This is a genomic window from Microbacterium sp. SY138, assembly GCF_039729145.1.
GTDB lineage: Bacteria > Actinomycetota > Actinomycetes > Actinomycetales > Microbacteriaceae > Microbacterium > Microbacterium maritypicum_A.
On sequence record NZ_CP155793.1, the window covers coordinates 2,636,730 to 2,656,180 of the forward strand.

The window sequence follows — 19,451 nt, forward strand, 5'->3', positions numbered from 1 at the left end:
GGCCACGTCCGACGTCCGGAATCAGCACCGCGCCCGGCGTCCGAGAACCAGGTGCGCACCGACCTCAGGGGCGCGCCACGTTCAGGCGAGTGCCGCGATCGCGTCGCGAAGGATGCCGTCGGCCTCGTCGAGGGCGGATGCCGCATCCTCGGGCGTCGCGTCGGCGGCGAGCATGAGGAGTGCGAGCTTGACCGAGCCGTCCGCCGCCTGCAGCGCCCCGGCCGCCTGATCGGTGTCGACGCCGGCGAGCTGCGACACCGTGCGGATGGAGCGGGCGTGGAGCTTCTCGTTCGTGGCCAGCAGGTCGACCATCACCCCTCGATATGTCTTGCCGAGGTTGATCATCGACAGCGTGGTGAGCATGTTGACGACGAGCTTCTGCGCGGTGCCCGACTTGAGCCGGGTGGATCCGGAGATGAACTCGGGACCGGTGACGACCTCGATCGCGATCTCGGCGGCCGCACCGATCTCGGAGTCGGCGTTCGAGGCGATCGCGACAGTGAAGGCGCCGACGCTGCGCGCGTAGGTCAGCCCTCCCACGACATAGGGGGTGCGGCCGGATGCCGAGATGCCGACCACCGTGTCGCTCTCCGAGAGTGCGAGCCTCCGCAGCGAAGCCTCCGCGGCGGTGTCGTCGTCTTCGGCGTTCTCCACGGCCGAGCGGATCGCGGTCTCTCCGCCGGCGATCAGACCGACCACCATCGAGGGATCGGTGCCGAAGGTCGGCGGGCACTCGCTCGCGTCGAGCACGCCGATACGGCCTGCCGTGCCGGCGCCGATGTAGATGAGGCGCCCCCCGCGCCGGAACCGCGCGGTGATGCCGTCGACGGCGGCCGCGATCTCCTCGGCGTGCTCGGCGACGGCCTCGGGCACCCGCCGGTCCTCGGCGTTCATGCGCCGGACGAGCTCAGCGGTGCCGAGCAGGTCGAGGTCGCCGCGCTCGGTCGTCGAGGCCTCGGTGTCGAGGCGGTCGAGCACGGAGAGGAGGGCGGCGAGGCGGGAATCGTCATTCGGCACGGTGGACGAACCTTTCGTGGGGGAGGTCGGTGCGGCGTGCGAGCAGCAGCGCACCGTCGAGGGCGTCACCGCGCGCGGGGACGACCCGACGCCCGGCAGCCTGCAGGGAGGAGGTGAGGCGCTCGCGGAACCACGAATGCGCGGTGAGTCCGCCATGGAGCACGACGTCGGCCGTGAGCGCGGACGCGGCGGACGCCGTCGCCGTGAGCAGTCGGATCCCCTCGGTGACGATCGCGCCGGCGACGACGTCGCCCGACTGCGCGGCGTCGAGGACGAGCGGGGCGAGCGTCGCGAGGCGCCGAGGGAGCGGACCGCCGACCGCGAGCCAGGACTGGATGTCGGTGACCGCGCCGACGGGCTCGGCGATGGCCTCGGTGAGCACTGTGTCCGGCACCAACCCGTCATCGGCGCGCAGCACCGCACGCAGCGCTTCGCGCCCGAGCCACGAACCGCTGCCGAAGTCGCCGAGTTCCGGCCCCCAGCCGTCGACGAGCCGTGCGTCATCGGCGTCGATGCCGAGCGCCACCGCTCCGGTGCCCGCGATGAGGAGCACTCCCCCGGCCCCGTCGAGCGCACCTGCGTGGGCGGTGACCACGTCGGAGGCGACAGCGACTGCGGCACCGGTCGCGGCGGCGAGCCGAGAGGACAGCCCCTGCGCCGCATCCGGTGCCATCCAGGCTCCCGCGGCACCGACGCCGATCCGGTCGAGTCGCTCCCCCGCCAGGAGCGGGAGGATGGCGTCGAACGCGCTGGCCACCCCGCCTGCTGCGGCCAGGCCGGGAGCGCCGACACCGTCACGTTCGATCCGGCCCTCGGCGTCGGAGACCAGGACACGACACCGCGACTTGCCGAGATCGACGGAGGCGCTCTTCTGCACGCTCATCGGCTCTCCTCGGATCGGCGGAAAAAGGCTATGAAAAGAGACTACATGCGAAGTAGACTCTGCAAAAAGAATTTTCACCGCACCGGCGGCACCGCACGATGGAGGACCGATGAGCATCCAGTCGACGATCGAAGCCGCGGCTTCCACGCTCACGCCGTCGCTCGCCCGCATCGCGCTGGTCGTCCGGGAGAACCCCTCGGTCGTGATCGACAACACGATCAACGAGCTGGCCGCGGAATGCGAGACCTCGGTCGCGTCGGTCGTGCGCTTCTGCCGCGCCATCGGCTTCAGCGGCTACGCGCCGCTGCGCATGGCCCTGGCCGCCGAGCTCGGCAAGGAGGCGGCGCAGTTCTCGGCACGCGGAGCCTACGGCTCGGAGATCTCCGACGACGACACCCTGCAGGAGGCGGTGTCGAAGGTCGCGGCTCTCGAACTGCTGGCGATCGAGGAGACCGTCGCCCGTCTCGACTTCGCCGTGCTCGAAGCCGCGGTCGATGCGCTCGACCGCGCCGACCGCATCCTCCTCTACGGGCTCGGCGCCAGTCGGTTCGTGGCCGAAGACCTCACCCACAAACTCCTGCGCGTCGGTCGGAACGCGCACATGCCGGCAGACCCGCACGAAGCCGTGGCCGTCTCGGTGCTGCCCACCGCTCTGACCGTCGCGATCGGCTTCTCCCATTCGGGGTCCACGCTCGAGACGGTGCGCTTCCTGGAGACCGCACGCGCCAGCGGTGCCGCCACGATTGCTGTCACCTCGGCCAAGGATTCTGCCCTCGCGCGTGCGGCCGATCACCCGCTCTTCACCGAGGTGCGCGAATCGACCTTCCGCGCCGGCGCCATGGTGAGCCGCATCGCCCAGCTCACGCTCGTGGACTGCCTGTTCATCGGCGTCGCGAAGCGTCGATACACCGAGACCGTCGATGCTCTGCAGCGCACGGGCCAGGCCACCCGCGCCCTCCGCGGCTGAGGAAAGCGGCGGACGGACCACGCCGGTGCCGAACGCGAGCGAGCCGCCCCGACCCGAAGGTCAGGACGGCTCGCCGTTCCACGACGGTGAGCGTCGTGAAGAGGGTGCGTCTTACTGGTACGACTTCACGATCTCGAGGAGGCTCGGGACGTTGGCGTAGGCCTCTGCCGCGTTCTCCTTCGTGACGATGATCGGGTCGAGCAGGTAGGCCGGAACGACCTTCACGCCGTTGTCGTACTGCTCGGTGTCGTTGACGTCGACCTTCTCACCCTTCTGCAGCTGGCCGACCATCTTGATCGACTGCTCGACGAGGAGCGTGGTGTCCTTGTTGATCGTGGAGTACTGCACACCCTCCATGATCGACTTGACCGACTCGACCTCGGAGTCCTGACCCGTGACCACCGGGACCGGCTTGCCCGCACCCTGCACCGAGGTGATGATGGCGCGAGCGAGGGTGTCGTTCGGGGACAGGACGCCGTCCAGCGTCTCGGAGCTGTACGTCGACGTCAGGATCGAGTCCATGCGGCGCTGAGCGTTCTCCGCCTTCCAGCCCTCGGTCGCCGTCTGGGCGATCTCGGTCTGACCGGACACGACCTTCAGCGTGCCGTCGTCGATCTTCGGCTGGAGCACGTCCATCGCACCGTTGAAGAACACGGCCGAGTTCGCGTCATCGGGCGAGCCCGAGAACAGCTCGATGTTGTACGGAGCTTCATGACCCGCGCGCTCGGCGAGCCCGTCGAGCAGAGCCTGACCCTGCAGCTGACCGACCTTGAAGTTGTCGAACGCGACGTAGTAGTCGACGGCTTCGGTGTTCTCGATCAGACGGTCGTAGGCGATGACGGTGACGCCGGCGTCACGGGCGGCCTCGACCTGGGTGGCGAGCTGCTTGCCGTCCTTCGCACCGATGATGATGACCTTGGCGCCACCGGTGACCATCGCCTGGATCTGGTTCTGCTGCTCGGCGACCGTGTTGCTGGCCGGCGCGTACTGCACGTCAGCCTTGAACCCGGCCTTCTCCAGGCCGTCCGTGAACAGCTGACCGGCGAGGACCCAGTTCTCCGAGGTCTTGTCCGGAAGGGCGACGCCGATCGTGGCATCGGCGGCGAAGCCCTTGGCCTCGTCTCCCGATCCGGAACCGGTGTCACCGCCGCGCTCCGAGGAGCAGCCGGTGAGGGCGAAGGCGCCCGCGACGACAAGCGCTGTCGCCGACAGAAGAATCTTCTTCATGTGATCTCTTTCTCTGGTGTGTGAAGGTCCAGGTGCGCGTGCGGTACGCGCCTGGGCCCCTACTATCCGCGCGTCTCTTCGACGGCGGGGGCTTCGTACTTCTGGCTCGTGGGGTAGTTCGTCTTGGTCGGATCGAACGTGTCGGTCGCCGGGTCCTGCTTGCGGCCGAAGCGACGCGTGAGGAATCCGATGATCGACGGGCGGCCCTGCTGCTTGTTCCAGACGTCGACCCCGACGGCGAACAGGAGCACGAGGCCCTTGATCATGGAGACGACGTCGGCTCCGGCGCCCAGGAGGGCGAGGCCGTTGTTGAGGAACGCCATCACGAGACCACCGATGATCGACCCGATCACGGTTCCGATTCCACCGGAGACGGCTGCGCCACCGATGAAGACAGCGGCGATGGCATCCAGCTCCCAGCCGTTGCCGTCCTGCGGGCCGGAGGCCGTCGCCCTGGCGACGTAGATCATGCCGGCCAACGAGGCGAGCACGGACATGTTCATCATCACGAAGAAGTCGACCCAGCGGTCCTTCACACCCGACAGTCGCGCGGCCTGCCGGTTGCCGCCGACCGCGTAGATGTGGCGACCGAAGACGGTGTTGTTCGTGATGAACGAGTAGAGGATGACGAGGGCCAGCAGGATGATGCCCGAGATCGGGAAGCTGGTGCCCTCGCGCCCGGTGGCGAACAGCCAACCGGCGACGAGGATCACGACCGAGATGAGCACGACCTTGGTGACGCTCACCCAGAGCGGCGCCATGTCGGCGCCCATCTTGTGCTGGATGCGACGGGTGCGGATCTCCCAGAACACGATCCACGCGACGCCGGCGAGAGCGAGGAGCATGGTGAAGACGTTGAAGGGCACCGGGATGAACGACAGCTCGGGAAGGTATCCCGCGCCGATGACCTTGAAGCCCTGCGGCACCGGAATCGACAGCGAGTCGCCCACCGCCTGGTTCGCCCCTCGGAAGAACAGCATGCCGGCCAGCGTCACGATGAACGCCGGCACCCCGACGTAGGCGACCCAGAATCCCTGCCAGGCACCGACCAGCACGCCGACACCGAGACCGAGGAGGATGCCCAACGGCCAGGGGAGGTTCCAGTCCTGCATGGCCTTGGCCACGACGATGCCCGTGAACGCGGCGACGGATCCGACGGAGAGGTCGATGTGACCCATGATGATGACCATCACCATGCCGATGGCCAGGATCAGGATGTACGAGTACTGGTTGACGACGTTGATCAGGTTGCCGGAGGACAGCGTCAGTCCGGTGCCCTTGAAGATCCACGTCAGCACCTGGAAGACGACCAGGATCACGACCAGGCTGCCGAGGATGCCGAACTGACGGAGGGTCGACTGCCCTCCCCCGAACATCTTCGTGATGTCCTTGAAGTGGAAGCCGCGCTTCGTTGCGGTGGTGTCGGTGGTCATGCGGATGCTTTCTGGGTCGCGGAGGTCATGCTGCGCATGAGGTCCTCAGGTGTCGCCTGGTCGGCCGGGATGCAGTCGGTGACCCGACCTTCGAAGACGGTGTAGATGCGGTCGGAGATGCCGAGGAGTTCGGGGAGCTCGCTGGAGATGACGATGACGCCCTTGCCCTGAGCCGCGAGTTCGTTGATGATCGCGTAGATCTCGTACTTCGCACCGACGTCGATGCCACGCGTGGGCTCGTCGAGGATGAGCAGGTCGGGGTCGGTGAACATCCACTTCGCCAGCACGACCTTCTGCTGGTTCCCACCGGACAGCTTGCCGACACCCTCTTCGACGGAGGGCGTCTTGATGCGAAGCGCCTTGCGATAGCGCTCAGCCACCGAGAACTCCTCACGGGAGTCGACGACGCCGTTGTGCGCGATCTTCGAGAGCTTCGCCGCGACGATGGACCGCTTGATCGTGTCGAGCAGGTTGAGTCCGAGCACCTTGCGGTCCTCGCTGACGTACGCGAGCCCGTGCTTGATCGCCGAGGCGACGTCGTGCAGGGCGACCTCCTGGCCGTCCTTGATCAGGGTGCCGGAGAGGAAGGTGCCGTAGGAGCGCCCGAAGATGCTCATCGCGAACTCGGTGCGCCCCGCACCCATGAGACCGGCGATGCCGACGACCTCGCCGCGGCGCACGTTGATGTTCGAGCCCTTCACGACCATGCGCTCCGGCACGGTCGGGTGCTGCACCCACCAGTCCTTGACCTCGAAGAACACCTCGCCGATCTCGGGCGTGCGATCCGGGTACCGGCTCTCGAGCGAGCGGCCGACCATGCCGCGGATGATGCGGTCCTCGTTGATCTCGCCGCGGGAGATGTCGAGCGTCTCGACCGTGCGGCCGTCTCGGATGATCGTGATCTCGTCGGCGATCTGCTCGATCTCGTTGAGCTTGTGGCTGATCATGATCGACGCGATGCCCTTGGCCTTCAGCCCCAGGATCAGGTCGAGCAGGTGCTGCGAGTCGTTCTCGTTGAGGGCAGCGGTCGGCTCGTCGAGGATGAGCAGCTTGACGTCCTTGTTCAGCGCCTTGGCGATCTCGATGAGCTGCTGCTTGCCGACGCCGAGGGTCTTGATCGGCACGTCGGGGTCTTCGCTCAGCCCGACGCGGGCGAGGAGCTCGATGGCCCGCTCCTTCTGAGCCGTCCAGTCGATGCGTCCGCCGCGCTGGATCTCGTTGCCGAGGAAGATGTTCTCGGTGACCGAGAGTTCGGGGATGAGCGCGAGCTCCTGGTGGATGATCGCGATACCCGCCTGCTCGCTGGCCGCGATGTCCCTGAACCGCTGCTCCTCACCGTAGAGCAGGATCTCGCCGTCGTAGGTTCCGTAGGGGTAGACCCCGGACAGAACCTTCATCAGGGTCGACTTCCCGGCGCCGTTCTCCCCGCAGATCGCGTGGATCTCGCCGGCGCGGACGGTGATGGAGACGTCGGCCAACGCCTTGACCCCCGGGAACTCCTTGGTGATGCTGCGCATCTCCAAGATGGGGCCCGACACGGTAGGCAACGTTGCTGTGGTGCTCACGGATCTTCCTCGCGACGTGCGGTCACCTTCGATGTGACCGTTCACATCGGTATATCGTCGTCTTCCGTGGGACCGGTGTCAAGTCGGCACCGGCAATTCGAATCCGGACCGTGACACTGTTGCTGCCGGCGCCATCTCGATCCACCACGCGACGGCACGGATCGAAAGGATTCGATGAATTCGAGCGGCGCGCCAGCGCTGCACGGAACGCGTCAGCGGATCGCGGCGGACTCGCGCGCGCGCAGGATCGTCTGCAGCGGCCCGAACGTCGGCGGCTGCTCCCCCCGGATCTGCGCGAGCAGGATGCGCACTGCTCGACGACCGAGCTCGGGGAAGTCCTGGTGCACGGTGCTGAGCGTGGGAGCAACGTGCGCCGCGACCGGGATGTCGTCGAAGCCGATGACGCTCACATCGTGCGGCACCCGCACACCGGAATCACGGAAACCGTGCATCAGCCCGATCGCCATCAGATCGTTCGCGGCGAACACCGCAGTGAAGTCACGCCGGAGCGACAGCTCCTTGCCGGCGAAGTAACCGAAGTCGGCCGTCCAGTCGCCGCGGATCGGCGGGAACGTCGGCAGATCGGCCTCGCGCAGACCGTCGAGATAGCCGCGCATCCGCGACTCCGCCTCGATCCAGTCCTGGGGACCGGCCAGGTGCAGGATGTCGCTGTGACCGAGCGAGATCAGGTGCTCGGTCGCCGCTTTGGCACCCGCGACCTGATCGGCGGACAGGCTCACGCCATCGGAACCCGAAGCCGTCTGCAGGGTCACGAACGGCATGTCGACCGACATGCCGCGCAGCACATGGAACACCCGCACCTGCGGGGCGAGCACCACGATGCCGTCGGCCTGCTCACGCGACAGCTGCCGCACCGCATGGCCGATGGCCTCCGGCGTCGTGTCGGCGAGGTTCAGGGTCGAGACCGAATAGCCCTCCTCCCGCGCCGCATCCTCGATGCCGGCGATGGACGAGGTGGGTCCGAACTCGCCGATCGTCGCGGACAGGATCCCCAGCATGTTCGACTTGCTGGTGACCAGGGCGCGCGCGGCGAGGTTCGGCCGGTAGTCGAGGACCGAGATGGCATCGAGCACCTTGGCCTTCGTCTCGGGCCGGATGCTCGGATGATCGTTGAGCACGCGGGACACGGTCTGATGCGAGACACCGGCGAGGCGGGCGACGTCGCGGATGCTCGGCAGGCGGGCGCGCTCGGAGGCGGTGGACATCACTTGCCTCCTTGCGTGTGCACGGTCACATCCCCACTACATTATGTCGGTCGACGCCGGTGCGTGCACCTCTCGACGGCGGGACCGTCGCCGAACGGCTTGTGCCCGGGCACCGGAACGACCCCCCGGTTTCGTCGGGCGGCACCGGATCCGCTCCGGCCCGCATGGCATGGTGACGACGTGGACACTCTGCTGCGCGGCGGGCGCGTGATCGACCCGAAGACGGAGACCGACCGGATCACCGATCTGCTGATCGCGGGCGGGCGGGTGGCGGCGGTCGGCGACGGGCTCACGGCGCCACCCGATGGCGAGGTCGTCGATGCCGCCGGCCTCATCATCGGGCCGGGTTTCGTCGACCTGCACAGCCACGTGCACTCGATCGCGGGGCACCGGCTGCAGGCGATGGACGGTGTCACCACCGCCCTCGACCTCGAAGCAGGGCTCATGCCGATCGCCGAGGCTCTCGCGCGCGCCGCGGCCGACGGGCGCCCCCTGAACTACGGGTTCTCGGCCTCCTGGTCGCAGGCACGGGCATACGCGCACCTCGACCGGGTGCCCGTCGCCGACTTCACCGCGTCGATGGATCTGCTCGGCACGCCCGAGTGGCAGCGCTCCTCCTCCCCCGCGGAACGCCGCCGCTGGCTCGGTCTGCTCGAAGACGAGCTGGGGGCGGGGGCTCTCGGCATCGGCGTTCTCATGGGATACGCACCACGGTCCGATCCCGACGAATATCTCGACCTCGCACGTCTGGCCGCCGCAGCGCACGCCCCGACCTTCACGCACGTGCGGGAGCTGATCGAAGCCGACCCCCGCACGCCGATCGACGGCTCGGAAGAGCTCGTGCGCGCCGCTGCCGAGACCGGGGCCGCGATGCACCACTGCCATGTGAACAGCACCTCGCTGCGCCACGTCGACCGCGTGCTGGGCCTGCTCGACCGCAGCCGCGCCGCCGGATCCCGCGTCACCGTCGAGGCGTACCCCTACGGGGCCGGCAGCACGGCGATCGGCGCCTTCTTCCTGGCGCCGGAGAAGCTCCCAGGCCTCGGCATCACTCCACGGTCTCTCGTGCTCGTCGACACCGGCGAGCGCATCGCCGATGAGGCCCGCCTGCGCGAGGTACGCGCGACGGACCCCGGCGCCACCTGCATCGTCGCGTTCCTCGACGAGGGCGACCCGTTCGACCGCGCACACCTGCACCGCGCCCTGGCCTACCCGGATTCGATCGTGGCGAGCGATGCGATGCCGATCTCGTGGAACGCGAGCGGCGGACGCACCGTGTACGAACAGCGCGACTGGCCGCTCCCCGCGGGCGGCCACACTCATCCGCGCACCGCGGGCACCTTCGCGAAGTCGTTGCGGCTCATGGTTCTCGAGAGCGGCACGTGGAGCTGGCTCGAGGCCTTCCGCCGCTGCTCGTTCCTCCCCGCGCGGGTCCTGGACGAGGTCTCGTCCGGCGTGCGGGGCAAGGGACATCTGGCGGTCGGCGCGGATGCCGACATCGTGGTGATCGACCCGACGACGTTGACCGACAGGGCGAGCTACGCCGACCCGATCCGACCGTCGCGGGGCGTTCGGGAGCTCTACGTCCACGGCACTCGCGTCGTGCACGAAGGAGAGATCGTGACCGCAGCCCTACCGGGCCGCGCCGTACGAGGGGATGCCGCATGAACGACGACCTGCAGGAGTTCTTGGACGCCACCGCCGCAGACCTGGGCGTCCCCGGCGCGGTGGTCGGTGTGATCGACGGGGATCGGGAGCTCATCGCGACGACCGGCGTCGCCGCGGTCGATACCGGCGCCGCGGTGACGGAGAGCACCCTGTTCCAGGTCGGCTCGACCTCGAAGACCTTCACGGGAACCGTCGCGATGCACCTGGTCGAGAACGGCGCGCTCGACCTGGACACACGCGTGGTCGACGTGCTCCCCGACTTTCGTCTCGCCGACGGGGAGGCCCTCGCGGCGCTGCGCATCCGGCACCTCCTCACGCATTCCGGAGGGTTCCTGGGTGACGCGGATGATCGGCCAGGGTGGGATGACGACGCCCTCGCCCGCAACGTGGCCACCTTCTCCGATCTTCCGCAGTTCTTCGCGCCCGGTACCATCGCCTCGTACAGCAACGCCGGCATCCGGCTGCTGGGTCGCGTGATCGAGACGATCACGGATGAGACGTTCGAGCAGGCGGTGCAGCGCGTCGTCCTCGATCCGCTGGGCATGACGGAGACGTTCTTCTTCCCGTGGGACGTGATCGCTCGCCCCCATGCGGTGGGGCACGTCCCCGGCGAGAACGGAGCGATGGCGACCTTCCCGCACTGGCCCCTGACTCGCGACATCGCGGCCGAGGGCGGCATCGTGTCGTCGGTGCGCGATCAGCTCGCCTACGCCCGTTTCCAGATGCGCGGCGAGTCCGAGGGCACGCCACCCGTGGGCGACGCGACCCGGCTCCTGATGCAGCAGCCCCACCTCGCCGCCGGTCCGCCCATCGACGCGATCGGTCTGCCCTGGCTGCTCAGCCGACACGGTTCGGCTCGCGTCGTGATGCATGGGGGGAACATCTCCGACACGCAGCTGAGCGAGTTCGTGATGGCTCCGGAGGAAGACCTGGCCGTCACCGTGCTGACCAACAGCGGCAGCGGCAAGGCACTCGGGGCGCAGCTCGTCGACTGGTGCTTCGCACGGCTTCGCGGCATCGAGAAGCCCCCCGAGACGGCGGAGCTGCACGCGGTGGAGCTGCTCGAGGAGATGGTCGGCACCTACGACGCCGGGCAGTGGCGCTACGACGTCACCCGTGTCGGCGATGCGCTCGAGTTCGCGATGGTGCTGCGTGAGGACATCGCCGCCCTCGGTATCCCGGCCCGCCCGCCGCTGCGGCTACGCGTGCGCGCCGACGGCGCCCTCATCACCGACGCCGATCAGCCCGTCGGGCGCGTGCTCGACGCGGCTGAGGGTGGTCCCGAGCTGCTCCACGTGGGCATGCGCGCCGTGCGACGCCGCTGACCGCCGATCCTTCGTCCGGGCGCACCAAGGTCTGGAGAAGTCTCGTCGCCGGGCACCAACGAGGCGATGGAGCACGCGAATAGTCTCGGCCCCATCGCCGTCGCCCGAAGACGACGGCCCCACTCGACGAAGAGGAGCGCACGTGTCCGACCTGAACGAAATCGGCAGCTGGGTGCGGGAGAACCTTCCCACGATGCTGGCCGACGCGCACATCCCCGCGGCATCCGTCGCGATCCTGGCCGGTGGCGAGATCTTCACCACCGCTTCCGGGATCCTCAACCGCAACACCGGCGTCGAAGCCGACGAGGACTCGGTCTTCCAGATCGGCTCGATCACGAAGACGTGGACCGCGACGCTCATCATGCAGCTCGTCGACGAGGGTCTGCTCGACCTCGATGCCCCGGTGCGCGACACCGTGCCCGCGTTCGCGATCGGCGATGACGCGGCGGCGAGCGCGATCACCCCCCGCCAGCTGCTGAGCCACGTGAGCGGGTTCGAGGGCGACCTCTTCAACGACACGGGTGTCGGCGATGACGCGGTCGAGAAGTATCTCGCGACGATCGCCGACGCTCCGCAGCTCTTCGCCCCCGGCGAGCGCTTCTCGTACAACAACGCCGCATTCGTGGTGCTCGGCCGCATCGTCGAGGTGCTGCGCGGCACGTCGTACGACCAGGCACTGCGCACGCACCTCGCCGCCCCGCTGGGCCTCACGCACGTGGCCACGACGGCCGCCGAGGCGATCATGTTCCGTGCAGCGCTCGGGCTCATCCCCGCCGAGAGCGGCGATGAGCCGGTCCCCGCGCCGGTGTGGAGCCTGGTGCGCTCGAACGCCCCGGCCGGATCGATGCTCGCCATGACGGCACGCGACCTCGTGACCTACGCCCGCATGCACCTCGACGGCGGGGTCTCCGCCGACGGCACGCGGGTGCTCTCGGAGCAGAGCGTGCGAGCGATGCAGGAGCGGCAGGTCGATCTGCCGGAGCTCGGCCTGATGGGCGATGCCTGGGGCCTCGGCTGGGAGATCTTCGACTGGGACGGCGGACCCGTGATCGGGCACGACGGCGGCACGATCGGACAGAACGCGTTCCTGCGGATGGTCCCTGGCGCGGGGGTCGCGGTGGCCGTGCTCACGAACGGCGGGCGCACGGTCGACGCCTATCACGCGATCACATCGAAGGTGCTGGCGCCTCTCGCCGGGGTCACCGTACCCACGCTCCCCTCGGTTCCGGAGTCACCGGTGCCGATCGACCTCGAACGGGTGCTGGGCACCTACTCGTCGTCGGTCTCCGACTCGACGGTGCGTGTCGACGACCAGGGTCGCATCTGGCTGGAGCGCACCATGAAGGGCATCTTCGCCGAGCTGGGTCCGGCTCCCGAACCGGTGGAGCTCGTCGGCTGGGCCGGCGACACCCTGCTCCCGCGCGAACCGCAGAACGGCATGCACATGCCGCATGCGTTCGTCGGCGACGACGGCAGCGGCCGCGCGCTGTACCTGCACACCGGACGCGCCGATCGCCGGGTGGACGCGTGACCATCACGACGACCCCGGCATCCGAGACGTCCGCGCAGATCGCCGAGATCTTCGCCGGCGCGGGAGCCACGGGCTTCCTGCACGCGCGGGAGATCGGCGTGGCCGACGGTCCCGAGGTGACCGTCGGCGCCGACGAACCGGTGGTGCTCGCCTCGGTCTTCAAGATCCTGGTGCTCACCGCCTACGTGCGGGCGGTCGCCGCGGGCGAGCTCGACCCGACGGCCCGCACGACCGTGACGGCGCGCTACCGGATCGGCGGCGTGGGCACCGCCGGCTTCGCGGACGACGTCGAGGCCAGTTGGCGCGACCTGGCGCTGAACATGATGTCGATGAGCGACAACGCGGCGACCGACGTGATCTACCACCGCCTCGGAACCGAGGCGGTGGACCGGGTCATCGCCGACCTGGGGTTGGCGGACACCCGACTCATCGGATGCTGCGAGGACCTGTTCGCCTCGGTGATCGCCGACCTCGGCGGTACCCCGGACAGCCACCTGGACGAGCTGTTCACCGGCGCGACCGCAGAGCAGATCCTCGCGCTCGACGCCGTGCAGCCGCTGCGGACCTCGCACTCCACGCCGCGGGATGTCACCACACTGCTGAACGCCCTGTGGACCGACACCGCAGCCCCGGCCGAGGCCTGCCGTCAGGCGCGCGACATCATGGCGCTGCAGATCTGGCCGCATCGGCTGACCGCCGGATTCCCCGGCGAGGTGCGCATCGCCGCGAAGACCGGCACGCTGCCCACCTGGCGCAACGAGGCCGGCGTCGTGACCTATCCCGACGGCCGTCGGTACGCGGTGGCCGTGTTCACCCGGGCCGCCTCGCTCGCCGACCGGCAGCCGCTCGTCGACGCCTCGATCGGCCGTGCCGCCTTCGCCGCCGTCGAGGCCCTGCGCACACAGACCGTCTGATCCGCACTCCCCCCTGCACCACCGCACTCCCCCTGCACGACCCACCTGCACCATCCCGAACACTGCTGGAGGCTTCTGATGCGTTCTCGTACCCCGCTGATCGCGCTGCTCGGCGCTGCGGCGCTCGCCCTGACATCCTGCGCCGCGGGCGCCCCACCGAGCGGAGGCGACGGCGCCGACGGCGTGCTCGCCGACGGCAAGACCTTCACCTCGGTGATCTCCACCGATCCGGGCAGTCTCGATCCGTTCGTCACCGTGATGTCGGTGGCGCGATCCATCGACCGTTTCCTCTACGCACGGCTCGTGGAAGTGCTGGAGGACGGCAGCATCGCCTCAGGCCTCGCCGACTCCTGGGAGGCGGACACGATCACGGCGACCTTCACGCTGCGCGACGGCATCACCTGTGAAGACGGCACCCCGCTGACGGCGACCGATGTGGCGGCGAACATCACCCACATCGGCGACCCCGCCAACGGCTCTCCTCTGGTCGGGCTGCAGGTGCAGCCGGGCACCAGTGCCGTGGGTGACGACGCCACCGGCACCGTGACGGTCACCAGCGGACGACCGGACTCGTTCCTGATCGAGAACATCGGGAGCATCTCCATCGTCTGCGGCTCGGTGATCGACGACCCGGATGCGCTCGCGAAGGGCGCCGGCGCGACCGGGATGTTCACCATGACCGAGGTCGTGCCGAACAGCCAGTACACGCTGACCCGCCGCGACGACTTCACCTGGGGACCCGACGACTGGGACCCGAAGCAGAAGGGTCTCCCCGACGCGGTGGTGTTCCGGGTGGTCCCGAACGAGACGACCGCCACCAACTTGCTGCTCTCCGGTGAGGTCAACGCCGCTCTCGTGATCGGCCCCGACAACCAGCGCCTGAAGGACGCGGGCCTGTTCCACACCGAGATCCCGACCCCGGCGGGGCAGTTCATCTTCAATCAGGCGGAGGGACGCCCCACGGCTGATCAGGCCGTGCGCGAAGCGCTGATCGAAGCCCTCGACCTCGACCAGATGCGCCAGGTGCTCGGCAGCGGCGCCGGCACCGTTCCGACGGGTCTCGTGACCGTGTCGCCGAATCCCTGCCGCGCCGACGTGCTCACGGGCTTCATGCCGGAGTTCGATGCGAAGGCCGCCGCCGCCGCCCTCGACAGCGCCGGCTGGAAGGCCGGCAGCGACGGGGTGCGCACCAAGGACGGCGAGACGCTGACGCTGCGCATGATCTACTCCTCGCAGCTCGGCGACGCCGGCAACGCGTCGGCGGAGCTCGCCCAGGCCGCGTGGAAGGATCTCGGAGTCGACATCACCGTCGCCGCCGTGGACTCCCCGACGCTGAGCGAGACCCTGTTCTCCACCGGCGACTGGGACATCTCGGCCGCACCGCTCACGGTCTCGCTGCCCAGCATGCTCGTGCCGTTCTACTCCGGTCCGACACCGCCCAACGGCACCAACTTCGCCTCCATCGACAACCCGGAGTACACCGACGCCGTCACCGCGGCATCCGCCAAGGCCGGCAGCGAAGGATGCGACGACTGGGGCGCCGCGGAACAGGCCCTGTACGCGACGACCAGCGTCGTGCCGTACGCGAACATCAACCGCTCGACCTTCGCGACCAAATCGACGTTCACCGAGGGCGACGGCATCGACCCCACGTCGATCCGCATGTACGAGTAGACCGAAGACCGGAGACAGCCGATGGCCAGCACCACCGCCACGCAGGCGATACTGATCAGATCCGCACGGTCGGACAACCCGTGGGTGTCCTTCCTGGTCCGGCGCGGAGGGCAGTTCGTGCTCTCGGTGTGGGTGCTGGTCACGGCTGCCTTCCTCATGATCCACCTCGTGCCGGGCGACCCGGTGCGCGCTGCCCTCGGGCTGAACGCCCCGGCCGAGCTGGTCGAGGCCCGACGCGCGGCGCTCGGCCTCGACCAGCCGCTCATCGTGCAGTACTTCCGCTACATCGGGGGCCTGTTCACGGGCGACATGGGCTCCTCGATGATCACCAGTCAGCCGGTCTCCGAGATCATCGCCACCCGACTCCCCGCCACGCTGCAGCTCGCCGTGCTCGCTGTCGTGCTCGTGCTCCTGGTCTCGGTCCCCCTCGGGGTGACGATGGCCGTCGCCACCCGCGGCGGGCGGCGACGTGGCCTCGAACTCGCCTTCGCGACCGGATCGGTCATCCTGGCCGCGATTCCCGAGTTCCTGCTCGCCGTCGGTCTCGTCTACGTCTTCGCGGTGTCGCTGGGCTGGTTCCCGGTGGCGGGCAACACCGCGCCGTTCTCGCTCGTGCTGCCCGTGGTGGCGCTCGCGGTCGGACCGATCGCCGTGTTCTCCCGCATCATCCGGGTCGAGGTGCTCTCGGTGCTCGGTCAAGACTTCATCCGCACCGCACGGGCGAAACGTCTGGCCCCGCACCGCATCTACTCGCGCCACGCGCTGCCGAACTCCATGACCGCGACCCTCACCCTCACCGGCCTGCTCCTGACCGGCATGGTCGCCGGCACCGTGCTGGTGGAGAACGTCTTCGCCTGGCCGGGCCTTGGCACCATGATCGTGCAGTCGATCCTCAGCAAGGATTACTCCGTCGTGCAGGGCATCGTGCTCGTCTACGGGGTCGGGGTGCTCGTCGTGAACCTCGTGATCGACGTGATCCTCGCGCTCCTCGATCCTCGCTCCACCATCAGGGAGGCATGATGTCGGCACGCACCGCCTGGTCGGGCATCGTCCGTTCACCCCTCGGGATCACGGCTCTCAGCCTGATGCTCCTCGTCACCCTCGGCGCGATCTTCGCCCCGATCATCTGGGGTGCGCAGGCCGAGCAGGTGAATCCGGCCGCCATCACCCAGGGCCCCAGCGCCGAGCATCTGCTGGGCACCGACACCCTCGGACGCGACGTGCTCGCCCGTGTCCTGGTCGCGACCCGGCTCTCCGTGGTGCTCGCGGTGATCGCCGTGATCATCGGGGTGGTCGCGGGCACCCTCCTCGGCACGGCGCCGTCGGTGCTCCCCCGGTGGCTCGGACGCCCGATCGTCGGGTTCGTCAACATCGCGGTCGCCTTTCCCGGGCTCCTGCTCGCCCTGTTCTTCGCGGTCATCTTCGGCGTCGGCTCCACGGGCGCCGTGCTTGCGATCGGATTCGCGATGGCTCCGCAGTTCGCCCGACTCACGCAGACCCTGTCGGCCGCGATCGCGGGCCGCGACTTCATCTCCGCCGCCCAGGTCGCCGGCGTCTCGCGCTTCCGCATCCTGATCCGCCACGTCCTGCCGAACATCGGCGAACCGCTCATCGTGAACGCGACAGTGGCGGCCGGCTCGGCGCTGCTCGCCTTCGCCGGGCTGTCGTTCCTCGGCCTCGGCGTGCAGGTGCCCGAGTACGACTGGGGCCGACTGCTCGGCGAGGGTCTGAACCGCATCTACTTGAACCCGGCGGCCGCCCTCGGCCCCGCCGTGGCGGTCGTCATCGCGGGACTCGCGTTCAACCTCCTCGGCGAGACCGCGGCCGCAGCCCTCGGCGGACGATCCGCCAGGCGCCGGCACCGTCTCCCCGCCGTCGCGCTCCCCGGCGCGAGCACACCCGGCGCCGCCCAGCCCGCGCAGGTCGACGGTGAAGAAGTGGTGCTCCTCGTCGACGACCTGCGCGTCTCCTTCCCGACGCCGGCCGGCTGGGTCACCCCGGTGCGCGGCGTCTCGTTCACGATCTCGCGCGGTGAGGCGATCGGTGTCGTCGGCGAATCCGGCTCGGGCAAGAGCCTCACCGCGCTCGCGGCCGCCCGCCTCATCGAACGCCCGGGTCATGTCGCCGCCGCCCGCCTCGACTTCTGCGGCACGCCGTTGATGACCACATCGGACCGCGCGGTGCGGAGCCTGCTCGGCACCTCGCTCTCGATGGTGTTCCAGGACCCGATGACCTCGTTCAATCCGACCAGGCGCATCGGATCGCAGCTCGCCGAGGCCGCCTCCGAGCACCAGGACATCACCCGGAAGCAGGCCATGGATCGGGCGATCGAACGCCTGCAGTCGGTCCGGGTGCCCGCGGCCACCCGACGCGCCCACCAGTACCCCCACGAGTTCTCCGGCGGCATGCGACAGCGCGCCATGATCGCCATGGGACTCATGAACCACCCGCGTCTGATCATCGCGGATGAGCCGACGACGGCGCTCGACGTGACCGTGCAGCGGCAGGTGCTCCAGCTGTTGGCGGGCGTGCGCCGCGACACCGATGCGGCCATCCTGCTGATCAGCCACGACATCGCCGTGGTCGCCCAGACCTGCGACCGCGTGCTGGTCATGTACGCGGGCCGCATCGTCGAGGACCTGCCTGCGGCCACGCTGCACACAGACGCCCGGCACCCGTACACGCGAGCCCTGCTCGAGGTCGTTCCCGAGCTCGACGCCGACCGCAGCGAGCCGCTCAAGATGATCCCCGGCCGTCCCCCGGCTCCCGGGGCGTTCCCGGTCGGCTGCGCGTTCGCCGCCCGCTGTCCTCTCGCGACCGATCTCTGCCGCGAGAGCGATCCCGAGCTGGTGGCGGATGCCGATGGACACCGCGTCGCGTGCTGGCACCCGGTGGAGGGCGAGGCCCCGGTCCCGGTGGCGATCGCCACGGTCGCCGACGAGACGACCGCAGAAGAGGAAGAGACGGTCCTGCGATGAGCGAGCTGCGTTTCGATCAGGTCAGCGTGCGCTACGGCACGCATCGTTCCGGCCTCACCGCCGTCGACGACGTCTCGCTCGTGGTCCCATCCGGATCCGTCGTCGGACTCGTCGGCGAGTCGGGATCCGGAAAGTCGACCCTGGCCCGCGCGGCGATCGGGCTGGCCCCGATCAGCGAGGGGACCATCACGCTCGACGGCGTGGACGTGCGGACCTTCCGTCGTCGTCGCCCGATCCAGATGGTGTTCCAGGATCCGTTCTCCTCACTCGATCCGCGCATGACGATCGGCGAGTCGATCGCCGAGGCGCTGCCGCGTGACATCCGCGGTGCGAACGCCCGGCGCACCGAGGTCGCCCGTCTGCTCGACCTCGTGAGCCTCGACGCCGACCGCGCGCAGTCGCTCCCGGCCGCGCTCTCGGGCGGACAGCGTCAGCGCATCGCCCTGGCCAGGGCGCTCGCCGCCCGGCCCGAGGTCGTGATCGCCGACGAGATCACCTCAGCACTCGACGTGTCGGTGCAGGGCTCCGTGCTCAACCTCGTGCGGGAGCTGCGTGGCGAGCTCGACCTCACGATGCTGTTCATCTCGCACAATCTGTCTGTCGTGCGCTACCTGAGCGACCACATCGCGGTGATGTACCTCGGGCGCATCGTCGAGTTCGGGCCCACCGAGCAGGTGCTCGCCGACCCGCAGCACCCGTACACGCGGGATCTGCTGCAGGCGGCGCCCACCCGGCACGGGAACCTGCTCGCGGTCGATCCGCTCGCACCGATCGATGTCGAGCCGGCCGATCCGCACGCGCCGCCCAGCGGATGCCGCTTCCACCCGCGGTGTCCGATCGGCCCGGCCGCACGACCCGACCGTCAGATCTGCGTCATCGCGGAGCCTCCGCTGCCCGCGGGCACGGCGGGCGCTGCCTGTCATTTCGCGGGGACGCCTGCCGACGCCGCGCTCGGGACTGTGCCCACCTCCCAAAGCATCCCCCTGGTTTCGGCCGCGACCACAACACGGTCCCCGCTCTCAGCGGACACAGTGGACTGACCA

The 19,451-nt window shown here is 69.2% G+C and carries 15 protein-coding genes; 9 read left to right on the top strand and 6 right to left on the bottom strand.

What is annotated here, in order from left to right; translation table 11 throughout:
* Positions 1–81 precede the first annotated feature (81 nt).
* Together murQ and ABDC25_RS12515 are read right to left on the bottom strand one after the other, a co-directional pair.
* Positions 82–1,017, bottom strand: a complete 936-nt coding sequence (murQ, locus tag ABDC25_RS12510) for an N-acetylmuramic acid 6-phosphate etherase (protein ID WP_029259632.1) — start codon at positions 1,015–1,017, stop codon at positions 82–84.
* Positions 1,007–1,900 carry a BadF/BadG/BcrA/BcrD ATPase family protein gene (locus ABDC25_RS12515; protein ID WP_347123099.1) on the bottom strand — a complete coding sequence of 298 codons (894 nt, stop codon included), beginning with the start codon at positions 1,898–1,900 and terminating at the stop codon, positions 1,007–1,009. The genes murQ and ABDC25_RS12515 overlap by 11 nt, the downstream gene beginning before the upstream one ends.
* Positions 1,901–2,009: 109 nt before the next feature.
* On the opposite strand from ABDC25_RS12515, the gene ABDC25_RS12520 reads away from it, so the two are divergent.
* Positions 2,010–2,867: a MurR/RpiR family transcriptional regulator gene (locus tag ABDC25_RS12520; RefSeq protein ID WP_021199879.1), complete on the top strand. Its 858-nt coding sequence runs from the start codon at positions 2,010–2,012 to the stop codon at positions 2,865–2,867.
* A 111-nt stretch (positions 2,868–2,978) separates the two neighbouring features.
* Here the strand turns inward: ABDC25_RS12520 and ABDC25_RS12525 are convergent, their stop codons facing one another.
* From ABDC25_RS12525 to ABDC25_RS12540, 4 genes are all read right to left on the bottom strand, one after another.
* The gene (locus ABDC25_RS12525) at positions 2,979–4,094 is read right to left on the bottom strand and encodes a sugar-binding protein (RefSeq protein WP_021199880.1); all 1,116 of its coding nucleotides are present in this window, start codon (positions 4,092–4,094) and stop codon (positions 2,979–2,981) included.
* 62 nt (positions 4,095–4,156) lie between these two features.
* Positions 4,157–5,527: a multiple monosaccharide ABC transporter permease gene (mmsB, locus tag ABDC25_RS12530; protein WP_021199881.1), complete on the bottom strand. Its 1,371-nt coding sequence runs from the start codon at positions 5,525–5,527 to the stop codon at positions 4,157–4,159.
* On the bottom strand, positions 5,524–7,044 hold the full coding sequence (mmsA, locus tag ABDC25_RS12535; RefSeq protein WP_046398953.1) for a multiple monosaccharide ABC transporter ATP-binding protein: 1,521 nt from the start codon (positions 7,042–7,044) through the stop codon (positions 5,524–5,526). Before mmsA ends, mmsB begins: the two co-directional genes overlap by 4 nt.
* Positions 7,045–7,304: 260 nt before the next feature.
* On the bottom strand, positions 7,305–8,318 hold the full coding sequence (locus ABDC25_RS12540; protein ID WP_021199883.1) for a LacI family DNA-binding transcriptional regulator: 1,014 nt from the start codon (positions 8,316–8,318) through the stop codon (positions 7,305–7,307).
* A gap of 180 nt (positions 8,319–8,498) precedes the next feature.
* Here ABDC25_RS12540 and ABDC25_RS12545 point away from each other — a divergent pair, with 180 nt between their 5' ends.
* The 8 genes from ABDC25_RS12545 (at position 8,499) to ABDC25_RS12580 (ending at position 19,448) form a co-directional block, all read left to right on the top strand.
* Complete coding sequence (locus ABDC25_RS12545) at positions 8,499–9,986, top strand: amidohydrolase family protein (RefSeq protein ID WP_347123100.1); 1,488 nt, start codon at positions 8,499–8,501, stop codon at positions 9,984–9,986.
* Complete coding sequence (locus tag ABDC25_RS12550; protein ID WP_322954288.1) at positions 9,983–11,311, top strand: serine hydrolase domain-containing protein; 1,329 nt, start codon at positions 9,983–9,985, stop codon at positions 11,309–11,311. Before ABDC25_RS12545 ends, ABDC25_RS12550 begins: the two co-directional genes overlap by 4 nt.
* Positions 11,312–11,453: 142 nt before the next feature.
* A complete protein-coding gene (locus ABDC25_RS12555; RefSeq protein ID WP_347123101.1) occupies positions 11,454–12,842 on the top strand; it encodes a serine hydrolase domain-containing protein in 1,389 nt (462 codons plus the stop codon).
* On the top strand, positions 12,839–13,756 hold the full coding sequence (locus ABDC25_RS12560) for a serine hydrolase (RefSeq protein ID WP_021199887.1): 918 nt from the start codon (positions 12,839–12,841) through the stop codon (positions 13,754–13,756). Before ABDC25_RS12555 ends, ABDC25_RS12560 begins: the two co-directional genes overlap by 4 nt.
* Positions 13,757–13,834: 78 nt before the next feature.
* The gene (locus tag ABDC25_RS12565; protein ID WP_347123102.1) at positions 13,835–15,430 is read left to right on the top strand and encodes an ABC transporter substrate-binding protein; all 1,596 of its coding nucleotides are present in this window, start codon (positions 13,835–13,837) and stop codon (positions 15,428–15,430) included.
* Between the two features lie 21 nt (positions 15,431–15,451).
* Complete coding sequence (locus ABDC25_RS12570; RefSeq protein ID WP_347123104.1) at positions 15,452–16,450, top strand: ABC transporter permease; 999 nt, start codon at positions 15,452–15,454, stop codon at positions 16,448–16,450.
* Positions 16,450–18,408: a dipeptide/oligopeptide/nickel ABC transporter permease/ATP-binding protein gene (locus ABDC25_RS12575; RefSeq protein ID WP_347123105.1), complete on the top strand. Its 1,959-nt coding sequence runs from the start codon at positions 16,450–16,452 to the stop codon at positions 18,406–18,408. Before ABDC25_RS12570 ends, ABDC25_RS12575 begins: the two co-directional genes overlap by 1 nt.
* Positions 18,405–19,448: an ABC transporter ATP-binding protein gene (locus tag ABDC25_RS12580; RefSeq protein WP_021199891.1), complete on the top strand. Its 1,044-nt coding sequence runs from the start codon at positions 18,405–18,407 to the stop codon at positions 19,446–19,448. Before ABDC25_RS12575 ends, ABDC25_RS12580 begins: the two co-directional genes overlap by 4 nt.
* Positions 19,449–19,451: the final 3 nt, after the last annotated feature.

What these genes read in the sequence shown, in the direction of transcription:
- mmsB (WP_021199881.1), bottom strand. Translation starts at nt 5,527, where the DNA reads ATGACCACCGACACCACCGCAACGAAGCGCGGCTTCCACTTCAAGGAC.
- ABDC25_RS12570 (WP_347123104.1), top strand. Translation starts at nt 15,452, where the DNA reads ATGGCCAGCACCACCGCCACGCAGGCGATACTGATCAGATCCGCACGG.
- ABDC25_RS12550 (WP_322954288.1), top strand. Translation starts at nt 9,983, where the DNA reads ATGAACGACGACCTGCAGGAGTTCTTGGACGCCACCGCCGCAGACCTG.
- ABDC25_RS12575 (WP_347123105.1), top strand. Translation starts at nt 16,450, where the DNA reads ATGTCGGCACGCACCGCCTGGTCGGGCATCGTCCGTTCACCCCTCGGG.
- ABDC25_RS12525 (WP_021199880.1), bottom strand. Translation starts at nt 4,094, where the DNA reads ATGAAGAAGATTCTTCTGTCGGCGACAGCGCTTGTCGTCGCGGGCGCC.
- ABDC25_RS12540 (WP_021199883.1), bottom strand. Translation starts at nt 8,318, where the DNA reads ATGTCCACCGCCTCCGAGCGCGCCCGCCTGCCGAGCATCCGCGACGTC.
- mmsA (WP_046398953.1), bottom strand. Translation starts at nt 7,044, where the DNA reads ATGCGCAGCATCACCAAGGAGTTCCCGGGGGTCAAGGCGTTGGCCGAC.
- ABDC25_RS12565 (WP_347123102.1), top strand. Translation starts at nt 13,835, where the DNA reads ATGCGTTCTCGTACCCCGCTGATCGCGCTGCTCGGCGCTGCGGCGCTC.
- ABDC25_RS12580 (WP_021199891.1), top strand. Translation starts at nt 18,405, where the DNA reads ATGAGCGAGCTGCGTTTCGATCAGGTCAGCGTGCGCTACGGCACGCAT.
- ABDC25_RS12515 (WP_347123099.1), bottom strand. Translation starts at nt 1,900, where the DNA reads ATGAGCGTGCAGAAGAGCGCCTCCGTCGATCTCGGCAAGTCGCGGTGT.
- ABDC25_RS12520 (WP_021199879.1), top strand. Translation starts at nt 2,010, where the DNA reads ATGAGCATCCAGTCGACGATCGAAGCCGCGGCTTCCACGCTCACGCCG.